Source organism: Pseudomonas sp. NY11955, assembly GCF_048068035.1.
Lineage (GTDB): Bacteria > Pseudomonadota > Gammaproteobacteria > Pseudomonadales > Pseudomonadaceae > Aquipseudomonas.
The window spans coordinates 374276-390364 of the sequence record NZ_JBLUPS010000001.1 but is presented as its reverse complement, the minus strand read 5'-3'; the positions used below and the strand labels follow the sequence as shown (position 1 = coordinate 390364).

The 16089-nt window shown below is 66.0% G+C and carries 14 protein-coding genes; 6 read left to right on the top strand and 8 right to left on the bottom strand.

Annotated elements, in window-relative coordinates:
* Nucleotides 1–68: 68 nt before the first annotated feature.
* The 8 genes from hslV to gshB all read right to left on the bottom strand — a co-directional run bounded on the left by hslV (nucleotide 69) and on the right by gshB (nucleotide 7013).
* Entirely contained in the window at nucleotides 69–599 is a 531-nt protein-coding gene (gene hslV / locus ACNFBR_RS01735) for an ATP-dependent protease subunit HslV (protein ID WP_003249309.1), read from the bottom strand.
* A gap of 257 nt (nucleotides 600–856) precedes the next feature.
* Nucleotides 857–2128, bottom strand: coding sequence for a dihydroorotase (locus ACNFBR_RS01730; RefSeq protein ID WP_416733426.1), 1272 nt, complete (start codon nucleotides 2126–2128; stop codon nucleotides 857–859).
* Nucleotides 2125–3129, bottom strand: coding sequence for an aspartate carbamoyltransferase catalytic subunit (locus tag ACNFBR_RS01725; RefSeq protein ID WP_110633220.1), 1005 nt, complete (start codon nucleotides 3127–3129; stop codon nucleotides 2125–2127). The genes ACNFBR_RS01730 and ACNFBR_RS01725 overlap by 4 nt, the downstream gene beginning before the upstream one ends.
* A gap of 12 nt (nucleotides 3130–3141) precedes the next feature.
* A complete protein-coding gene (pyrR, locus tag ACNFBR_RS01720; protein ID WP_416733425.1) occupies nucleotides 3142–3660 on the bottom strand; it encodes a bifunctional pyr operon transcriptional regulator/uracil phosphoribosyltransferase PyrR in 519 nt (172 codons plus the stop codon).
* A gap of 49 nt (nucleotides 3661–3709) precedes the next feature.
* Nucleotides 3710–4135, bottom strand: coding sequence for a Holliday junction resolvase RuvX (ruvX, locus tag ACNFBR_RS01715; protein ID WP_416733424.1), 426 nt, complete (start codon nucleotides 4133–4135; stop codon nucleotides 3710–3712).
* Nucleotides 4135–4704: a YqgE/AlgH family protein gene (locus ACNFBR_RS01710; RefSeq protein WP_416733423.1), complete on the bottom strand. Its 570-nt coding sequence runs from the start codon at nucleotides 4702–4704 to the stop codon at nucleotides 4135–4137. The genes ruvX and ACNFBR_RS01710 overlap by 1 nt, the downstream gene beginning before the upstream one ends.
* A 358-nt stretch (nucleotides 4705–5062) precedes the next feature.
* Nucleotides 5063–5968, bottom strand: a complete 906-nt coding sequence (locus ACNFBR_RS01705; RefSeq protein ID WP_416733422.1) for a TonB family protein — start codon at nucleotides 5966–5968, stop codon at nucleotides 5063–5065.
* Nucleotides 5969–6059: 91 nt separating this feature from the next.
* Complete coding sequence (gshB, locus tag ACNFBR_RS01700) at nucleotides 6060–7013, bottom strand: glutathione synthase (RefSeq protein WP_416733421.1); 954 nt, start codon at nucleotides 7011–7013, stop codon at nucleotides 6060–6062.
* A gap of 154 nt (nucleotides 7014–7167) precedes the next feature.
* Here gshB and ACNFBR_RS01695 point away from each other — a divergent pair, with 154 nt between their 5' ends.
* Genes ACNFBR_RS01695 through ACNFBR_RS01670 form a run of 6 tightly spaced genes read left to right on the top strand, consistent with a single transcriptional unit; the run spans nucleotide 7168 to nucleotide 16036 of the window.
* Nucleotides 7168–7569: a response regulator gene (locus tag ACNFBR_RS01695; protein WP_010955560.1), complete on the top strand. Its 402-nt coding sequence runs from the start codon at nucleotides 7168–7170 to the stop codon at nucleotides 7567–7569.
* Nucleotides 7570–7615: 46 nt separating this feature from the next.
* A complete protein-coding gene (gene pilH / locus ACNFBR_RS01690; RefSeq protein ID WP_012274551.1) occupies nucleotides 7616–7981 on the top strand; it encodes a twitching motility response regulator PilH in 366 nt (121 codons plus the stop codon).
* Nucleotides 7978–8532 carry a chemotaxis protein CheW gene (locus ACNFBR_RS01685; protein WP_416733420.1) on the top strand — a complete coding sequence of 185 codons (555 nt, stop codon included), beginning with the start codon at nucleotides 7978–7980 and terminating at the stop codon, nucleotides 8530–8532. Before pilH ends, ACNFBR_RS01685 begins: the two co-directional genes overlap by 4 nt.
* 47 nt (nucleotides 8533–8579) lie before the next feature.
* Nucleotides 8580–10604: a methyl-accepting chemotaxis protein gene (locus ACNFBR_RS01680; RefSeq protein WP_416733607.1), complete on the top strand. Its 2025-nt coding sequence runs from the start codon at nucleotides 8580–8582 to the stop codon at nucleotides 10602–10604.
* 22 nt (nucleotides 10605–10626) lie between these two features.
* Complete coding sequence (locus ACNFBR_RS01675) at nucleotides 10627–15570, top strand: Hpt domain-containing protein (RefSeq protein WP_416733419.1); 4944 nt, start codon at nucleotides 10627–10629, stop codon at nucleotides 15568–15570.
* Nucleotides 15563–16036 carry a chemotaxis protein CheW gene (locus ACNFBR_RS01670; protein WP_416733418.1) on the top strand — a complete coding sequence of 158 codons (474 nt, stop codon included), beginning with the start codon at nucleotides 15563–15565 and terminating at the stop codon, nucleotides 16034–16036. The genes ACNFBR_RS01675 and ACNFBR_RS01670 overlap by 8 nt, the downstream gene beginning before the upstream one ends.
* Nucleotides 16037–16089: the final 53 nt, after the last annotated feature.

Below are 16089 nucleotides of genomic sequence, written 5' to 3'. Positions count from 1 at the left end.
GGGTCCTTGGGCAGATGAGTCAGCGTGGAAAAACCCCTTCACCGGGAAGGGGCGCCAGAACAGCTGAATCAGTCGGCCAGGTCCTGCTCCTCGATGGTCAGGTTGTGGTTGGTGAACACGCAGATGTCGCCGGCGATGTTCAGGGCGGTCTCGGCGATTTCGCGGGCCGAAAGGTCGGTCTTGTTCAGCAGGGCGCGGGCTGCGGCTTGGGCGTAGGCGCCGCCGGAGCCCATGGCGATCAGGCCGTCTTCGGGTTCGACCACGTCACCGTTGCCGGTGATGATCAGCGAAGCATCCTTGTTGGCCACGGCCAGCATGGCTTCCAGGCGGCTCAGGGAACGGTCGGTACGCCATTCCTTGGCCAGCTCGACGGCGGCGCGGACCAGGTGGCCCTGGTGTTTCTCCAGCTGGCCTTCGAAGCGCTCGAACAGGGTGAAGGCATCGGCGGTGGCACCGGCGAAGCCGGCGATGACCTGGCCGTGGTACAGGCGACGGACTTTCTTGGCGTTGCCTTTCATCACGGTGTTGCCGAGGGATACCTGGCCGTCGCCGCCCATGACGACTTTGCCGTTACGGCGGACAGAAACGATGGTGGTCAAGGGGAGAGTCTCCACGCAGCGGGGCGAAAGTGCCTGATGCAGACTCATATGGGGGTGGGGGGAAGGATTTCAACCGTGGGGGATGAATGGTCGGGGCAATCTTCCGGTCAGATGTGGTCGATGTAGGAGCGGCCTTGTGCCGCGAAAGGGCTGCGAAGCAGCCCCAGGATTTTCGCACCATGCATGAATTGCTGGGGCCGCTGCGCGGCCCTTTCGTGGCACAAGGCCGCTCCTACAAAAAGCGACAGCGCGCTTGCTCAGGCCTCGTGGCAGACGTGCCCATCGACCAAGGTATAACGCACCGCACCCGGCAGGCAGTGGCCGATGAACGGGCAGTTTTCGCCGCGCGAGAACCATTGCTCGCCGGCAACGGTAGAGGCTTGCGGGTCGAACAGCACCAGGTCGGCCGCGCCGCCCACTTTCAGCTCGCCGGCCGGCAGGCGCAGGGCGGTAGCCGGGCCGCTGCTCAGGCGGGCGAGCAAGGTCGGCAGGTCGAGCAGGCCATCCTGCACCAGGGTCATGGCCAGTGGCAGCAGCAACTCGACGCTGCTGATACCCGGCTCGGTGGCGCCGAACGGGGCCAGTTTGGCGTCGCGCTCGTGCGGCTGGTGGTGGCTGGAGATCGCCTGGATCACCCCCGACTTCACTGCTTCGCGCAGGCCATCTCGGTCGGCAGCGGTACGCAGCGGCGGCTGCACGTGGTACAGGCTGGAGAACTCGCGCAGTGACTCGTCGGTGAGGATCAGTTGGTACAGCGCCACGTCGGCGGTCACCGGCAGGCCCAGGGCCTGAGCTTGGGCGATCAGCCGCGCGCCACGGGCGCTGGTGATCTGGCTGAAGTGCGCACGCACGCCACTCTGTTCCACCAGCAGTAGGTTGCGCGCCAGGGCGACGGTTTCGGCGCTTTCCGGGATGCCTGGCAGGCCGAGGAAGCTGGCCATGGCACCTTCGTGGGCTAGGCCGCCCTGGGCCAGGTCGCGGTCCTGGGAGTGGAACACCACCGTCAGGTCGAAGGTGGCCGCGTACTCCAGGGCACGGGCCAGGGTACGGTTGTTGGGGATTTCCTTCAGGCCGTTGCCGAACGCCACACAACCGGTGTCGCGCAGGGCCACCAGTTCGGCCAGTTGCTCGCCTTCCAGGCCCTTGGTCAGGGCGCCGATCGGGTAGACCTTGCTGTTGGCCGCTTCACGGGCGCGGTCAAGGATCAGTTCGGCCACTGCCGAGGTGTCCAGCACCGGCTTGGTCTGTGGCGGGCAGCACAGGCTGGTGACGCCGCCGGCCACCGCGGCGCGGGTTTCGCTGGCAATGTTGCCTTTGCGGCTGTAGCCCGGCTCGCGCAGGGATACGCCAAGGTCGACCAGGCCGGGCGCGGCGACCAGGCCTTCGGCCTGGATTGTGCGGCTGGCGCTGAAACCGGCCGGGGCGGCACCGATGGCGGCAATGCGGCCGCCATCCAGGTGCAGGTCGGTGACCTGGTCCAGGCCGCTGTTGGGGTCGATGACCCGGGCGCCGAGAATACTGAGGGTCACTGGGCGTTCTCCTGGTCGAATTGACGTTGCGCGTTCTGTCCGCTCATGGCCATGGACAGCACGGCCATGCGCACGGCGATGCCGTAGGTGACCTGGTTGAGGATCACCGAGTGCTTGCCATCGGCCACTGCCGACTCGATCTCCACACCACGGTTGATCGGGCCTGGGTGCATGACGATGGCATCGGGCTTGGCCCCGGCCAGGCGTGCGGTGGTCAGGCCGAACAGGCGGTAGAACTCGCCTTCGCTGGGCAGCAGGCCACCGGCCATGCGCTCACGCTGCAGGCGCAGCATGATCACCACGTCGACGTCTTTCAGGCCTTCGGCGAGGTCGGTATAGACCTTGACGCCGTACTGCTCGATACCGATCGGGATCAGGGTTTTCGGGCCGACCACGCGGATGTCCGGGCAACCCAGCGCTTTGAGCGCGAGCATGTCGGAGCGGGCCACACGCGAGTGCAGGATGTCGCCGACGATGGCCACCGACAGGTTTTCGAAGCTGCCCTTGTGGCGGCGGATGGTGAGCATGTCGAGCATGCCCTGGGTCGGGTGCGCGTGGCGGCCGTCACCGCCGTTGATCACGGCAACGTCCGGGCATACGTGCTCGGCGATGAAGTGCGCAGCACCGGAGTCGGAGTGGCGCACGACGAACATGTCGGCAGCCATGGCCTCCAGGTTGCGCAGGGTGTCGAACAGCGTCTCGCCCTTGCTGGTGGAGGAGGTCGACACGTTCAGGCTGATCACGTCGGCCGACAGGCGCTGGGCCGCCAGTTCGAAAGTGGTACGGGTACGGGTCGAGTTCTCGAAGAACACGTTGCACACGGTCTTGCCGCGCAGCAGCGGGACTTTTTTCACGGCCCGGGCACCGACTTCGAGGAAGGAGTCGGCGGTGTCGAGGATCTCGGTGAGCAGTTCGCGGGGCAAACCGTCGAGCGAGAGGAAGTGGCGCAGCTGGCCCTGATCATTGAGCTGCAGCGGGCGCTTGGCGTCGATTGGCGTCATCGCGGGGGACTCTTAAAGGGCGGAAGCGGAGGCGAGGTCCTGGCGCTCGAGGGCGAGCGGTGCGGGTCCGGTCAATTTTACCCGTTCATGGGCAGCCAGCGACAGGGTGGCGCCGAGCACGTTCGGGCGGATCGGCAATTCGCCGGCATCCAGGTCCAGCAGGCAGACCAGGGTAACGCTGGCCGGGCGGCCATAATCGAACAGTTCGTTGAGTGCGGCGCGAATGGTGCGGCCGCTCATCAGTACGTCATCCACCAGAACCAGGTGCTGGCCTTCGACTTCGAACGGCAGCTCTGACGGGCGCACTTGTGGGTGCAGGCCGTTCTGGCTGAAGTCGTCGCGGTAGAACGAAACGTCCAGGGTGCCCATGGGGCTGGTGTCGCCCATGGCTTCCTGCAGGGCCTGGGCAACCCAGACACCGCCAGTGCGGATGCCGATGTAGCGCGGCTCGCTGATGTTGCGGCGGGCCAGGTGGGCGCGAAGGTCGACAGCCATCTGCCGGACCAGCTCGGCGGGATTGGGTAGGCTCATTGCGGGCTCCTCGGAAGGGTGCGCCGGGTGGGCCCGGCGGCAAAGATGATCAGGTGTTGGCCTCCAGCCAGCCTTGCAGCAACAAGGCCGCGGCGATGGCATCGACCGGGTTGTCGCGGTAGCTGCCGCGCTGGCCGCCACGGGCCATGCGTTCGCCTTTGGCCTCGAAGGTGGTCAGGCGCTCGTCGTGGGTGTGCACGGGCAGGTTGAAGCGGCCGTTCAGGCGGCGGGCGAACTTTTCGGCGCGGGCGCTCATTTCGCTGGGCGTGCCGTCCATGTTCAGCGGCAGGCCGACAACGATGGCATCTGGCTTCCATTCGGCAATCAGCTTTTCCACCTGGGCCCAGTCCGGCACGCCGTTCTGCGCCTTCAGGGTGCACAGTTCGCGAGCCTGGCCGGTCACCACCTGGCCGACGGCCACGCCGATCTGTTTGCTGCCATAGTCGAAGCCCAGCAGTAGGCGTAGCTCAGCCATCAGGCGTGCCCCGCCTGGCTGGTCAGCAGGTGCAGGTTGATCCCCAGGCTGGAGGCCGCTGCCTCCAGGCGCAGGTCGCTGGCCATGCCGAAGATGATTTCCGGGTCGAACGGGCAGTTGAGCCAAGCGTTGTCGGCCAGCTCCGCTTCCAGCTGGCCCGCTTCCCAGCCGGCATAGCCCAGGGTGATCAGGCTTTGTTTCGGGCCTACGCCGGCAGCGATGGCCAGCAATATGTCCTGCGATGTGGTCAGTGACAGCCCTTCAAGTGCCACGCTGGCCTGGAAGCTGCACTCGCTGGTGTGCAGCACGAAGCCACGGTCGGTCTGCACCGGGCCACCCTGGTAGATCGGCACCTGCAAGGTGCTGGCCGGCGGCGTTTCGTCCGGGCGCAGCTGTTCGAGGATGTCGGCCAGGCTCAGCTCCTGCGGCCGGTTGACCACCAGGCCCATGGCGCCATGTTCATTGTGCTCGACGATGTACGTGAGGGTCTGGGCGAAGTTCGGATCGGCCATGTGCGGCATGGCGATCAGGAACTGATGCTTGAGGTAGCTCGGGGCGAGGGTTTTCATGGGGGATAGTGTGGCGCCAGGTGGCGAGGCTGACAAGGTGCGGATTGGTGTGGATTGGTTGGCGACTGTCTTGAGGGTTTTGGCGCCTATGAGATCGAGCGCCGCCCGCGCGGCGCATCGCGAGCTGCGCTCGCTCCTACGTTTGTTTCGGGCCAGTGTCGCCTGCACCAGCGCGCGCGACCGCCTGGTTTGTACGACGCGATATCGAGTCATGCGCCAAGGCGTTCGCGCGCAAATCCCACAGGAATAACTGGCCCGAAACAAACGTAGGAGCGAGCGCAGCTCGCGATGCGCCGCGCGGGCGGCGCTCGATTTCCGCGCCAGCGCCTATCGCAAGCCCTACACCCAAGGCCCTCACTCAATTACTGGACAAACGGTCCCCACGGGCAAACCGCCATGTCCGAATAATCTCCAGCCGGTCAAACTCGGCCAGGTCCCCGGTAAACGGCGCAAACGGCGCCGCCAGCCGCACGATGCGCTGCGCCGCCTGGTCCAGCACCGGTTGCCCGGACGATTCGAGCACCAGCACCTCGTACAGCGAGCCATCGCGGTTGATCGACACCATCATCCGCAAGTTGCCGTAAATCTGCTGCCGGCGCGCTTCATCGGGGTAGTTCAGGTTACCCACCCGCTCGACCTTCTTGCGCCACTCTTCCTTGTACCAGGCGCCCTTGTCGCGCATGGTCGAGGCGGCGTTCAAGCGGTGGATGCGCGGGCGCTTGGCGTACATCTGCTGCTCGTTGGACAACTCCGCCTCCAGGCTGGCGATCTGGCTGGACAACTGCGAGCTGTCGAAGTCCGGCGCTGGCGCGGCCGGCTTGGGTTGCGCCTTGCTTTCCTTGGGCTTGGGTTCGACCTTCTGCGGCTTCGGCGCGGTGGTCACTACCGCTGACTTTTGCGGGGTAGGCGGTGGTACCACCTCGGGCCTGGCGGCGGGTGGCGGGGTGATCTTGTTGATCTTGCTGTCCTGGAACGGCGCCAGTTCGGTGGTGGTGGGCACCGCTTTCTTGTCCAGGGTGCCGCTGCCCTGCTGGTTGTCCTGGGCCTGGAAGTCGGCCTTCTCGGGCGGTTTCTCGCTTTTGAAGGTGGCCAGGGTGATGTCCATGGTGTGGCGGATTTCGGCAGGCTTGACCACGGTGAAACCGACGCCAAGGATCAGCGCCAGGTGCACCAGGGCAGCCAGGAACAGGGTAAAGCCAAGCCGGTCCGCCGGGCGAACACGGGGTGGCAGCAGGTCGGCAGGGATGTCAGCGGGCAGCGTCATCGGGTATCCAGCAACCGCAGGGCGGGGCAGCAGCTCAATCGAATAGGACCGGCATCATACCCCACTCCACGGCTTTGCTTCGCGTTGGCTGTCAGCGCGCCTTGAGCTTGCGATCAATGGCATCCATCAACTTGCCACCGATATCGGTGTTGTAGGCGGCATCGATCTCGCGGATGCAGGTGGGGCTGGTGACGTTGATTTCGGTGAGGTAGTCGCCGATCACGTCCAGGCCCACGAACAGCAGGCCCTTCTCGCGCAGGGTCGGGCCGACCTGGGCGGCGATCCAGCGGTCGCGCTCGGTCAGCGGGCGGGCTTCGCCACGCCCGCCGGCGGCCAGGTTGCCACGGGTCTCGCCACTGGCGGGGATGCGCGCCAGGCAATAGTCCACCGGCTCGCCGTCGATCATCAGGATGCGCTTGTCGCCGTCCTTGATCGCCGGCAGGTAGGCCTGCGCCATGATCTGCTGGGTGCCCAGCGCCGTCAGGGTTTCCAGGATCACCGACAGGTTGGGGTCGCCTGCCCGGTGGCGGAAGATCGACGTACCGCCCATGCCATCCAGTGGCTTGAGGATCACGTCGGCATGCTGGGCGGCGAACGCGCGAATGATGTCCGGGCGACGGCTGACCAGGGTTGGCGTGGTGCATTGCGGGAACAGCGTGGCGAACATCTTCTCGTTGCAGTCGCGCAGGCTCTGCGGGCGGTTCACCACCAGCACGCCATCCTGCTCGGCCTGCTCCAGCAGGTAAGTGCTGTAGACGAACTCCATGTCGAAGGGCGGGTCCTTGCGCATCAGGATCACGTCCAGCTCGGCCAGCGGGCTGTCCTGCTCCTCGCCCAGCTCGAACCAGCGCGCCGGGTCGGCGAACACCTTCAGTGGGCGCATGCGGGCGCGGGCCTTGCTTTCACCCTGGTACAGGTCTTGCTGTTCCATGTAGAACAGGCTCCAGCCGCGTGCCTGGGCGGCCAGCAGCATGGCCAGCGAGCTGTCCTTCTTGTAGGAGATGGACGCGATGGGGTCCATGACAATGCCGAGGCGAACGCTCATGGGGTGGTTCCTCTTGGCGGCAGGTGGCCGCGATGGATCGAAAGAAAAGTGGCTCAGGGTGGCGCCGCGAACGCCGCCGGTCAAGGGGTGCGGCAGATGGAATGGCCACTCGGAGTGTGCTAAAAGTGCAGCTAATTTCCATTGGTAGGCGTCTATGGAACAACCCCTGAAGGTGATGGTGATCGACGATTCCCGCACGATCCGCCGCACTGCGCAGATGTTGCTCGGTGAAGCGGGCTGCGAGGTGATCACTGCCAGCGATGGCTTCGATGCCCTGGCCAAGATCGTCGACCACCAGCCCAGCATCATTTTCGTCGATGTGCTGATGCCGCGCCTGGACGGCTACCAGACCTGCGCGGTGATCAAGCACAACAGTGCCTTCAAGGACACCCCGGTGATCCTGCTGTCGTCGCGCGACGGCTTGTTCGACAAGGCCCGAGGCCGGGTGGTCGGTTCTGATCAGTTTCTGACCAAACCGTTCAGCAAGGAAGAACTGCTCGACGCGATCCGCGCCCACGTACCTGGGTTTGCCGCACCTCAACAACACGCACCCTGACCGCGCCCCGCCATGGCACGGTCCTACTTCCTGATGGGGAAACAGCATGGCCCGAGTTCTGATTGTCGACGACTCGCCGACAGAGATGTACAGATTGACCGAATGGCTGGAAAAGCACGGCTACCAGGTGCTCAAGGCCAGCAACGGTGCCGATGGCGTGGCCCTGGCCCGGCAGGACAAGCCCGACGCGGTGCTGATGGACATCGTCATGCCTGGCATGAACGGTTTCCAGGCCACCCGCCAGCTCAGCAAGGACCCGGAAACCAGCGCTATTCCAGTGATCGTGGTGACCACCAAGGACCAGGAAACCGACCGCATCTGGGCCACGCGCCAGGGTGCCCGTGACTTCCTGACCAAGCCGGTGGAAGAAGACGCGCTGATCGCCAAGCTCAAAGAAGTGCTGGGGGCTTGACCACCCGCCCGCAGGGCGCGTCGCTGACCGCCTTCGAGTTGTTGCTGGACATCGACCGGCGTTGCCGCTTGCTGGTCGCCGACCAGCCACCGCAGGACAACCGCCTGCAGCAGTGGAGCGGCATCGGCTTTCGCATTGCCGGGCAGTGGTTCGTCGCGCCCATGGGCGAAGTGGCCGAGGTGCTGCGCGAGCCGCGCAGCAGCCGCGTCCCCGGCGTGCAGCCGTGGGTGTGCGGGGTGGCCAACCTGCGTGGTCGGCTGTTGCCGGTGATGGACCTGAGCCGCTTCTTCGGCCTGGGCCACGCCGCCCCGGGCAAGCAGCGGCGAGTGCTGGTGCTGGACCACGACGACCTGTTCGTCGGCCTGCTGGTGGACGAGGTACTGGGCCTGCAGCACTTTGCCCTCGACAGCCTGCAGCTGGCGCCGCCGCAGCCACTGATCCGTGCCGCTGCACCCTTCGTGCAGGGGCACTTCCCGCGTGAACGCAACTGGGCGATCTTCAGCCCCTTCGCCCTGGCCCAGGCGCCGGGCTTTCTCGATGTGGCGTTATAGGACCTGCGAACGTGAACAAGCCTGCCACCCCCGTCACTGCCACCACCGTGACCCCACGTACCCGCAGCATCGCGCAGATCACCGTGCTGTTCCTGATCCTGATCCTGTCGATCATCCTGCTGTTCGCCAACTTCGCCTACCTGAACACCCAGTCCAACTACGACAAGCAGTACATCGGCCATGCTGGCGAACTGCGCGTGCTGTCGCAACGCATTGCCAAGAACGCCACCGAAGCCGCCACCGGCAAAGCCCTGGCGTTCAAGCTGCTGTCGGATGCGCGCAACGATTTCGAACGGCGCTGGGGCTACCTGCGCCAAGGTGACAAGTCCACCGGCCTGCCGCCTGCGCCACCTTCGGTGCGTGACGAGATGGAGTCGGTACGCCGCGACTGGGAGAACCTGCGCAAGAACACCGACACCATCCTGGCCAGCGAGCAGACCGTGCTGTCACTGCACCAGGTGGCGGCGACCCTGGCCGAGACCGTGCCGCAGTTGCAGGTGGAATATGAAAAAGTGGTTGAGATCCTGCTGCAGAGCGGTGCCCCGGCCAACCAGGTGGCGGTGGCCCAGCGCCAGCTGTTGCTGGCTGAACGTATTCTCGGCTCGGTCAACACGGTACTGGCGGGTGACGACAGCGCGGCCCAGGCGGCCGATGCCTTTGGCCGCGACGCCGGGCGCTTTGGCCAGGTACTGGAGGGCATGCTCAATGGCAATGCGACGATCCAGGTAACCCGCGTGGAGGACGCCGACGCCCGGGCGCGGTTGGCCGAAATCGCCGAGCTGTTCCAGTTCGTTGCAGGTTCCGTGGATGAAATCCTCGAAACCTCGCCCGAATTGTTCCGTGTGCGTGAGGCCGCGGGCAACATCTTCAGCCTTTCGCAAACCCTGCTCGACGAAGCCTCGCACCTGGCCAACGGCTTCGAGAACCTGGCCGGCGGGCGCACCCTCGACACCGTTGGCGGCTATGCCCTGGGCCTGCTGGCGCTGGCCTCGATCATCCTCATCGGCCTGGTCATGGTGCGCACCACCAACCGCCAGTTGCGCGAGACCGCGGAAAAGAACGAACGCAACCAGCAGGCGATCATGCGCCTGCTCGACGAAATCGAAGAGCTGGCCGATGGTGACCTGACCGTGACCGTATCGGTGACCGAGGACTTCACCGGGGCCATTGCCGACTCGATCAACTATTCCGTGGACCAGCTGCGCGACTTGGTCGCCACCATCAACCACAGTGCGGTACAGGTCGCCGCCGCCGTGCAGGACACGCAGAACACCGCGCGGCAGCTGGCCAAGGCCTCCGAGCACCAGGCCGCGCAGATCAGCGAGGCTTCCGAGGCGGTGGGCGACATGGTCGAGTCGATTGACCGGGTCTCGGCGCATGCCTACGAATCGGCCAAGGTGGCCGAGCGCTCGGTGGCTATCGCCAACAAGGGCAACGAGGTGGTGCACAACACCATCAACGGCATGGACAACATTCGCGAGCAGATCCAGGACACCGCCAAGCGGATCAAGCGCCTGGGCGAGTCATCCCAGGAAATCGGCGACATCGTCAGCCTGATCGACGACATTGCCGACCAAACCAACATTCTCGCCCTCAACGCGGCGATCCAGGCTTCGTTGGCCGGTGAGGCCGGCCGCGGCTTTGCCGTGGTCGCCGACGAAGTCCAGCGCCTGGCCGAGCGCTCGTCGTCGGCCACCCGCCAGATCGAGGCACTGGTGCGCACCATCCAGGCCGACACCAACGAGGCGGTGATTTCCATGGAGCAGACCACCGCCGAAGTGGTGCGTGGCGCGCGCCTGGCCCAGGATGCCGGGGTGGCGCTGGCGGAGATCGAAGGGGTATCGCAGAACCTTGCCGACCTTATCCACAGCATCTCCGACGCCGCCCAGTTGCAGACCTCGTCGGCCGGGCAGATCTCCCACACCATGGCGGTGATCCAGCAGATTACCGCGCAAACCTCCGCGGGCTCCGGTGCCACCGCCGACAGCATCCGCCACCTGGCCCGCATGGCCAGCGAGATGCGCCGTTCGGTGTCCGGTTTCACCCTGCCGTCACCTGCCGAGCCCAAGTGAAGCGCCGCGCTGAGGAGTGCCCATGGCTGTAGCTGCTGTAAGCCCCGAGCGCCACGAAACGGTGGCGCTGGCCTGGACCAAGGCCGCCATCCTCGATTGCCTGGGCCAGGCACGACAGGCGCTGGAGCGCTTTGCCGGGGAACCGGGCGACCTGTCGATGCTGGCCTTCGTGGTCGATAACCTGCACCAGGTGCACGGCTGCCTGCGCATGCTCGAACTGCGTGGCGCCACGCGCCTGGCCGAGGAACTGGAGCTGTTCGCCAAGGCGTTGGCCGATGGCCAGGTCAGCCCCCGGGGGGATTGCCTGGGCGCCTTGTTCCGTGGCCTGGAGCAGTTGCCGTCGTACCTTGAGCGGTTACGCGGGGCCCGCCACGACCTGCCACTGGTGATGCTGCCGCTGCTCAACCAGCTACGCGCCTGCCGTGGTGTGGAGCCGCTGGCCCAGGCCAGCCTGATGACTGGCGCCGCCCAACGTTTTGCGGGTGACGACGACCTTGCCAACCTCGACCTGTCGCTGGGCAACTGGCGTGACCAGCTGCAGGCTGGGGCGGGGCGCGATGCCCTGCGTTCGGTGGTGACCGCGCTGTGCGACGACTTGATGCGCATCAAGGAGCGCCTGGACCAGTACGGGCGCGGCGACCGCCAGCACAGCGAGCAGCTCGATGCACTGCTGGCACCTCTGCGCCACGTGGCCGACACCCTGGCGGTGCTGGGTTTTCAGCAACCACGGCGGGTGATCATCGACCAGGTGCTGGCGCTGCAGGCGCTGGCCCAGGGCGAGAGGGCGGTGGATGACGCGGTGCTGATGGATGTGGCGGGGGCCCTGTTGTACGTGGAGGCCTCGCTGAACGGCATGGTCGGCCCGCTGGAGGAGAATGGCCAGGGCAGCCTGCCGGGCTCGGACCTGGCCGAGATACGCCAGCTGGTGCTGAACGAATCGCTGAACGTGTTGCAGCAGGCCAAGGACCTGATCGGCGATTACCTGGAGTCCGACTGGCCCCGGCAACGCCTGCAGCCCTTGCCGGGGCTGTTGCAGCAGATCCGCGGTGCGTTGGCCATGTTGATGCTGCCTGCCGTGGCCGAACTGTTTGGCGGCTGCGCGAGCTATGTGCAGCGTTGGTTCCAGCACCTGGACGAGGAGCCGCCAGCCGATGAGCTGATGCACCTGGCAGAAGCGCTGAGTGCTGCCGAGTGCTACCTGCAATGGCGAGTGGCAGACCCGCTGGCGGATGGTCAACCGTTCATCGACATGGCGCGGGCCAGCCTGGCGGCGCTGGGTGTGCACTGCGCGCAGGTCGACGCGGGTACAGACCTGGATGGCCGCGGCGACGGCATCGACGACGAGCTGCGCGAAGTGTTTCTCGAAGAAGCCGGCGAACTGTTGCCGGAAATCGAGCGCCACTGGCTGCGCTGGCGGGCCGACAACCAGCAGCGCGAGGCGTTGGGTGAAGTGCGGCGCGCGCTGCATACGCTCAAAGGCAGCGGCCGCATGGTGCATGCCGAGGCGGTGGCCGAACTGGCCTGGGGCGCCGAGCACCTGCTGAACCGGGTGCTTGAGGGGCGCAGTGTGCTGAGCCCGGAAGGGGTGGTGGCGCTGCAGCAGGTGTTCGTCCATTTGCCCGACCTGCTGGCCGACTTTGCCGCCGGCCAGTTGCCGCAACTGACGGAAATCGAGCAATTGGCCGGGCACCTGCACACCCTGGCCGAAAACGATGCGCCGGCGGCGGCCGGCGTCGATGGCCTCGATCCGCAGTTGCTGGACATTTTTCGCAGTGAGGCCCAGGGCCATCTGGCCAGCCTTGACGTTTTTCTGCGAAGCGCCGACGGCCACGACACGCCGGTCAGCGATGGCCTGCAGCGCGCGCTGCACACGCTCAAGGGCAGTGCCGCGATGGCCGGGGTGATGCCGGTCGCCGAGCTCGCCACCGCCTTCGACCGCCTGGCCCGTGAATACAAAGGCCATCAGTTGCCGCTGCAAATGGCCGAGATGGAATGGCTGGAAGCCGCGCGCTCGCTGTTTCACCTGGGCCTGGCGCAACTCGACAGCACGCCGCTGGCAGCCATCCCCGGCGCCGCGGAGCTGATCGAACTGGTTGGCCAGGCAGTGGACGGCCGCCTGGCCAGCGTGCATGACGACCCGCAGCATGCCCGGCGCAGCAAGCGCGACCCGCAGCTGGTCGCCAGCTTCCTGGCCCAGGCCATGGACATTCTGCTCAATGCCGAATCGTTGCTGTCGCGCTGGCAGCAACAGCCCGGCCAGCGTGACGCGCTGGACACCCTGCTGGATGAAATGACCACCCTGGGCCACGCCGCGCACCTGGCCGACCTGTGGCAGATGGACAGTGTCTGCGAGGCCTTACTGGACCTGTACGGTGCTGTGGAGGAGGGCAGCCTGCCTGCCGATGCACGCTTCTTCGCCCAGGCGCAGCAGGCCCATGAAGCCCTGCTGGACATGCTCGACGAAGTGGCGGCCGGGCAGGATCTTGCACCGCGCCCGGACTTGGTCGACAACCTGCGTAGCCTGCTGGACCAGGCTTTGGCGCCGGATGCCACTGGCCTGGTGGGTATCGACACGGTGACGCCGCTGCACCCGGACATGGACCTGACCCCTGGTCTGGGCCTGCCACACGTGCCGTTGCTGCCAGAGCTAGCCGAGCCGCTGGCCGATGAGCCGGAAAGCCCCGGCGAAGAGCTGCTGGAAGTGTTCCTCGAAGAAAGCTCGGACATCGTCGAAAGCGCCGCCGCGGCGCTGGCGCGCTGGCAGGCCGACCCGCGCAACAGCGTCGAGGTGGACAACCTGATGCGCGACCTGCACACCCTCAAAGGCGTGGCGCGCATGGTCGAAATTGCCCCGATCGGCGACCTGGCCCACGAACTGGAGTTTCTCTACGAACTGTTGGCCGCCGGGCGCCTGCCGCCAAGTGCGCCGCTGTTCGCCTTGCTGCAGAACTGCCACGACCGCCTGGCGCACATGCTCGATGCCGTGCGCCTGGGGCAGCCGTTGCATGCCGCCACGGCGCTGATCGACTACATCCGTAACTTCAGCAGCGCGGCACTGACCGACAGCGCCGCGGGCCAGGGGCCGCTAGAGGCTGCAACCGCCGAGGTGCCGGCAGCGGCACCCGAGCGGGCGCCGGGGGACATGGTCAAGGTCGATGCCGAGTTGCTCGACGATTTGGGTAACTTGGCCGGCGAGCACTCGATCATTCGTGGGCGCATCGAGCAGCAGGTCAACGATGCGCAGTTCACCCTCAACGAGATGGAAACCACCCTCGAGCGCATGCGCGACCAGTTACTGCGCCTGGACGTCGAGACCCAAGGGCGAATCTCCAGCCGCCAGCAGTTCGAAGGCGATGCGTATGATGATTTCGACCCCCTGGAAATGGACCGCCATTCGCAGCTGCAGCAGCTGTCCAGGGCCCTGTTCGAATCTGCCTCGGACCTGCTCGACCTGAAGGAAACCCTGGCCCAGCGCGCGCAGGAGGCATACAGCCTGCTGCAGCAGCAGGCGCGGGTGAACAGCCAGTTGCAGGAGGGCCTGACCGCCACCTTGATGGTGCCGTTCGAACGCCTGGTGCCACGCTTGCAGCGCGTGGTGCGGCAGGTCGCCAGCGAGCTGGGCAAGCAGGTAGAGCTGGTGGTTGGCAATGCCGAAGGCGAACTGGACCGCAGCGTGCTCGAACGCATGGTGGCGCCGCTGGAGCATATGCTGCGCAACGCTGTCGACCATGGCCTGGAAAGCCGCGAAATGCGCCTGGCCGCCGGCAAGCCGGAGCAGGGCACCATTCACCTGAACTTGCTGCACGAGGGTGCCGATATCGTCATCGAAATGACCGATGATGGTGCCGGCGTGCCACTGGAAGCGGTACGGCGCAAGGCCATCAAACGCGGCCTGCTGGACCCGCAGGCGCAGCTGAGCGATCACGAGATCCTGCAGTTCATCCTGCGCCCGGGCTTTTCCACTGCCGAAAAGATCACCCAGATTTCCGGGCGCGGGCTGGGCATGGATGTGGTGCATGAGGAGGTCAAGCAACTGGGCGGCTCGATGAGCATCGAGTCGGCCCAGGGCAAAGGCGCGCGTTTCTTGATCCGCCTGCCGTTCACGGTGTCGATCAACCGTGCGTTGATGGTGCACCTGGGTGACGAGCAGTACGCCATCCCCCTGAACACCATCGAGGGCATCGTCCGTGTGCCGCCGGCCGAGCTTGCCGCTTGCTACCAGCTAGACTCGCCGCGTTATGTCTACGCCGGCCACGAATACGAATTGCGCTACCTGGGCGAGTTGCTGCAAGGTCTGCCGCGCCCGGCGCTGCTGGGGCAGAGCGTACCGTTGCCGGTGCTGCTGGTGCATTCCAAGGAGCAAGCGTTCGCCATTCAGGCCGACAGCCTGTCGCCCAGCCGCGAGATCGTGGTGAAAAGCCTGGGGCCGCAGTTTGCCGCGGTTGCCGGGCTGTCGGGTGCGACGTTGCTGGGCGATGGCCGGGTGGTGCTGATTCTTGACCTGCTGGGCCAACTGCGCGGCCAGCAGCGCCGGTTGGCGCGCCTGCCCGGTGGTGGCGGCCAACGCCAACTGCTGGGCCCGGCCCCGCACCGCGCCTTGCTGGTGATGGTGGTGGACGATTCGGTGACCGTGCGCAAGGTCACCAGCCGCCTGCTGGAGCGCCACGGCATGAGCGTGCTGACGGCCAAGGACGGTGTCGATGCCATGGCCCTGCTGGAAGAACACCGGCCCGATGTGTTGCTGCTGGACATCGAGATGCCACGCATGGATGGTTTCGAGGTGGCCACGCGTATTCGCCGTGATGCCCGGCTGAAAGACCTGCCGATCATCATGATCACCTCGCGCACCGGGCAGAAGCACCGTGACCGCGCCATGGCCATCGGTGTCAACGAATACCTGGGCAAGCCGTACCAGGAGTCGCTGCTGTTGCAGAGCATCGCCCATTGGAGCCTGACCCATGCTTGAACTGATTGCCGGCCAGCGCAGCAGCTTGACCGGGCTATTGCTGCCGTTGGGTGACCGCACCCTGGTCTTGCCCAACGTGGCGGTGGCCGAGTTGAGCGGGCAACGCAACCTGCTGTGCCAGCACGGCGACCCCAGCTGGCACCTGGGCTGGATCGACTGGCGCCAGCAGCGCTTGCCGCTGATCGGCTTCGAGGCCGCGTGCGGTGGTGAAACGCCCTGCGGTGAGCGGGCTCGCGTGGTGGTGCTCAATGCCTTGGGCGATACCGGCCTGCGCTACCTGGCGCTGTTGCTGCAGGATATCCCGCGCTCATGCAAGCTCGACAGCCAGCTGAACTATGTGGACGTGGCGCTTGGGCGGTTGGAACTGGCGGCGGTGCAGGTGGGCGAGCAGGTGGCGCGGGTGCCGGACCTGGCCGGGCTGGAAAGGCTGGTGCGTGACGCGCAATTGCAACCTGACCTTGGGTAGGATGCAAGGCACAGGGCCGGGTCGTCAGGCTGGCGCATCGCCCTGTAGGAGCA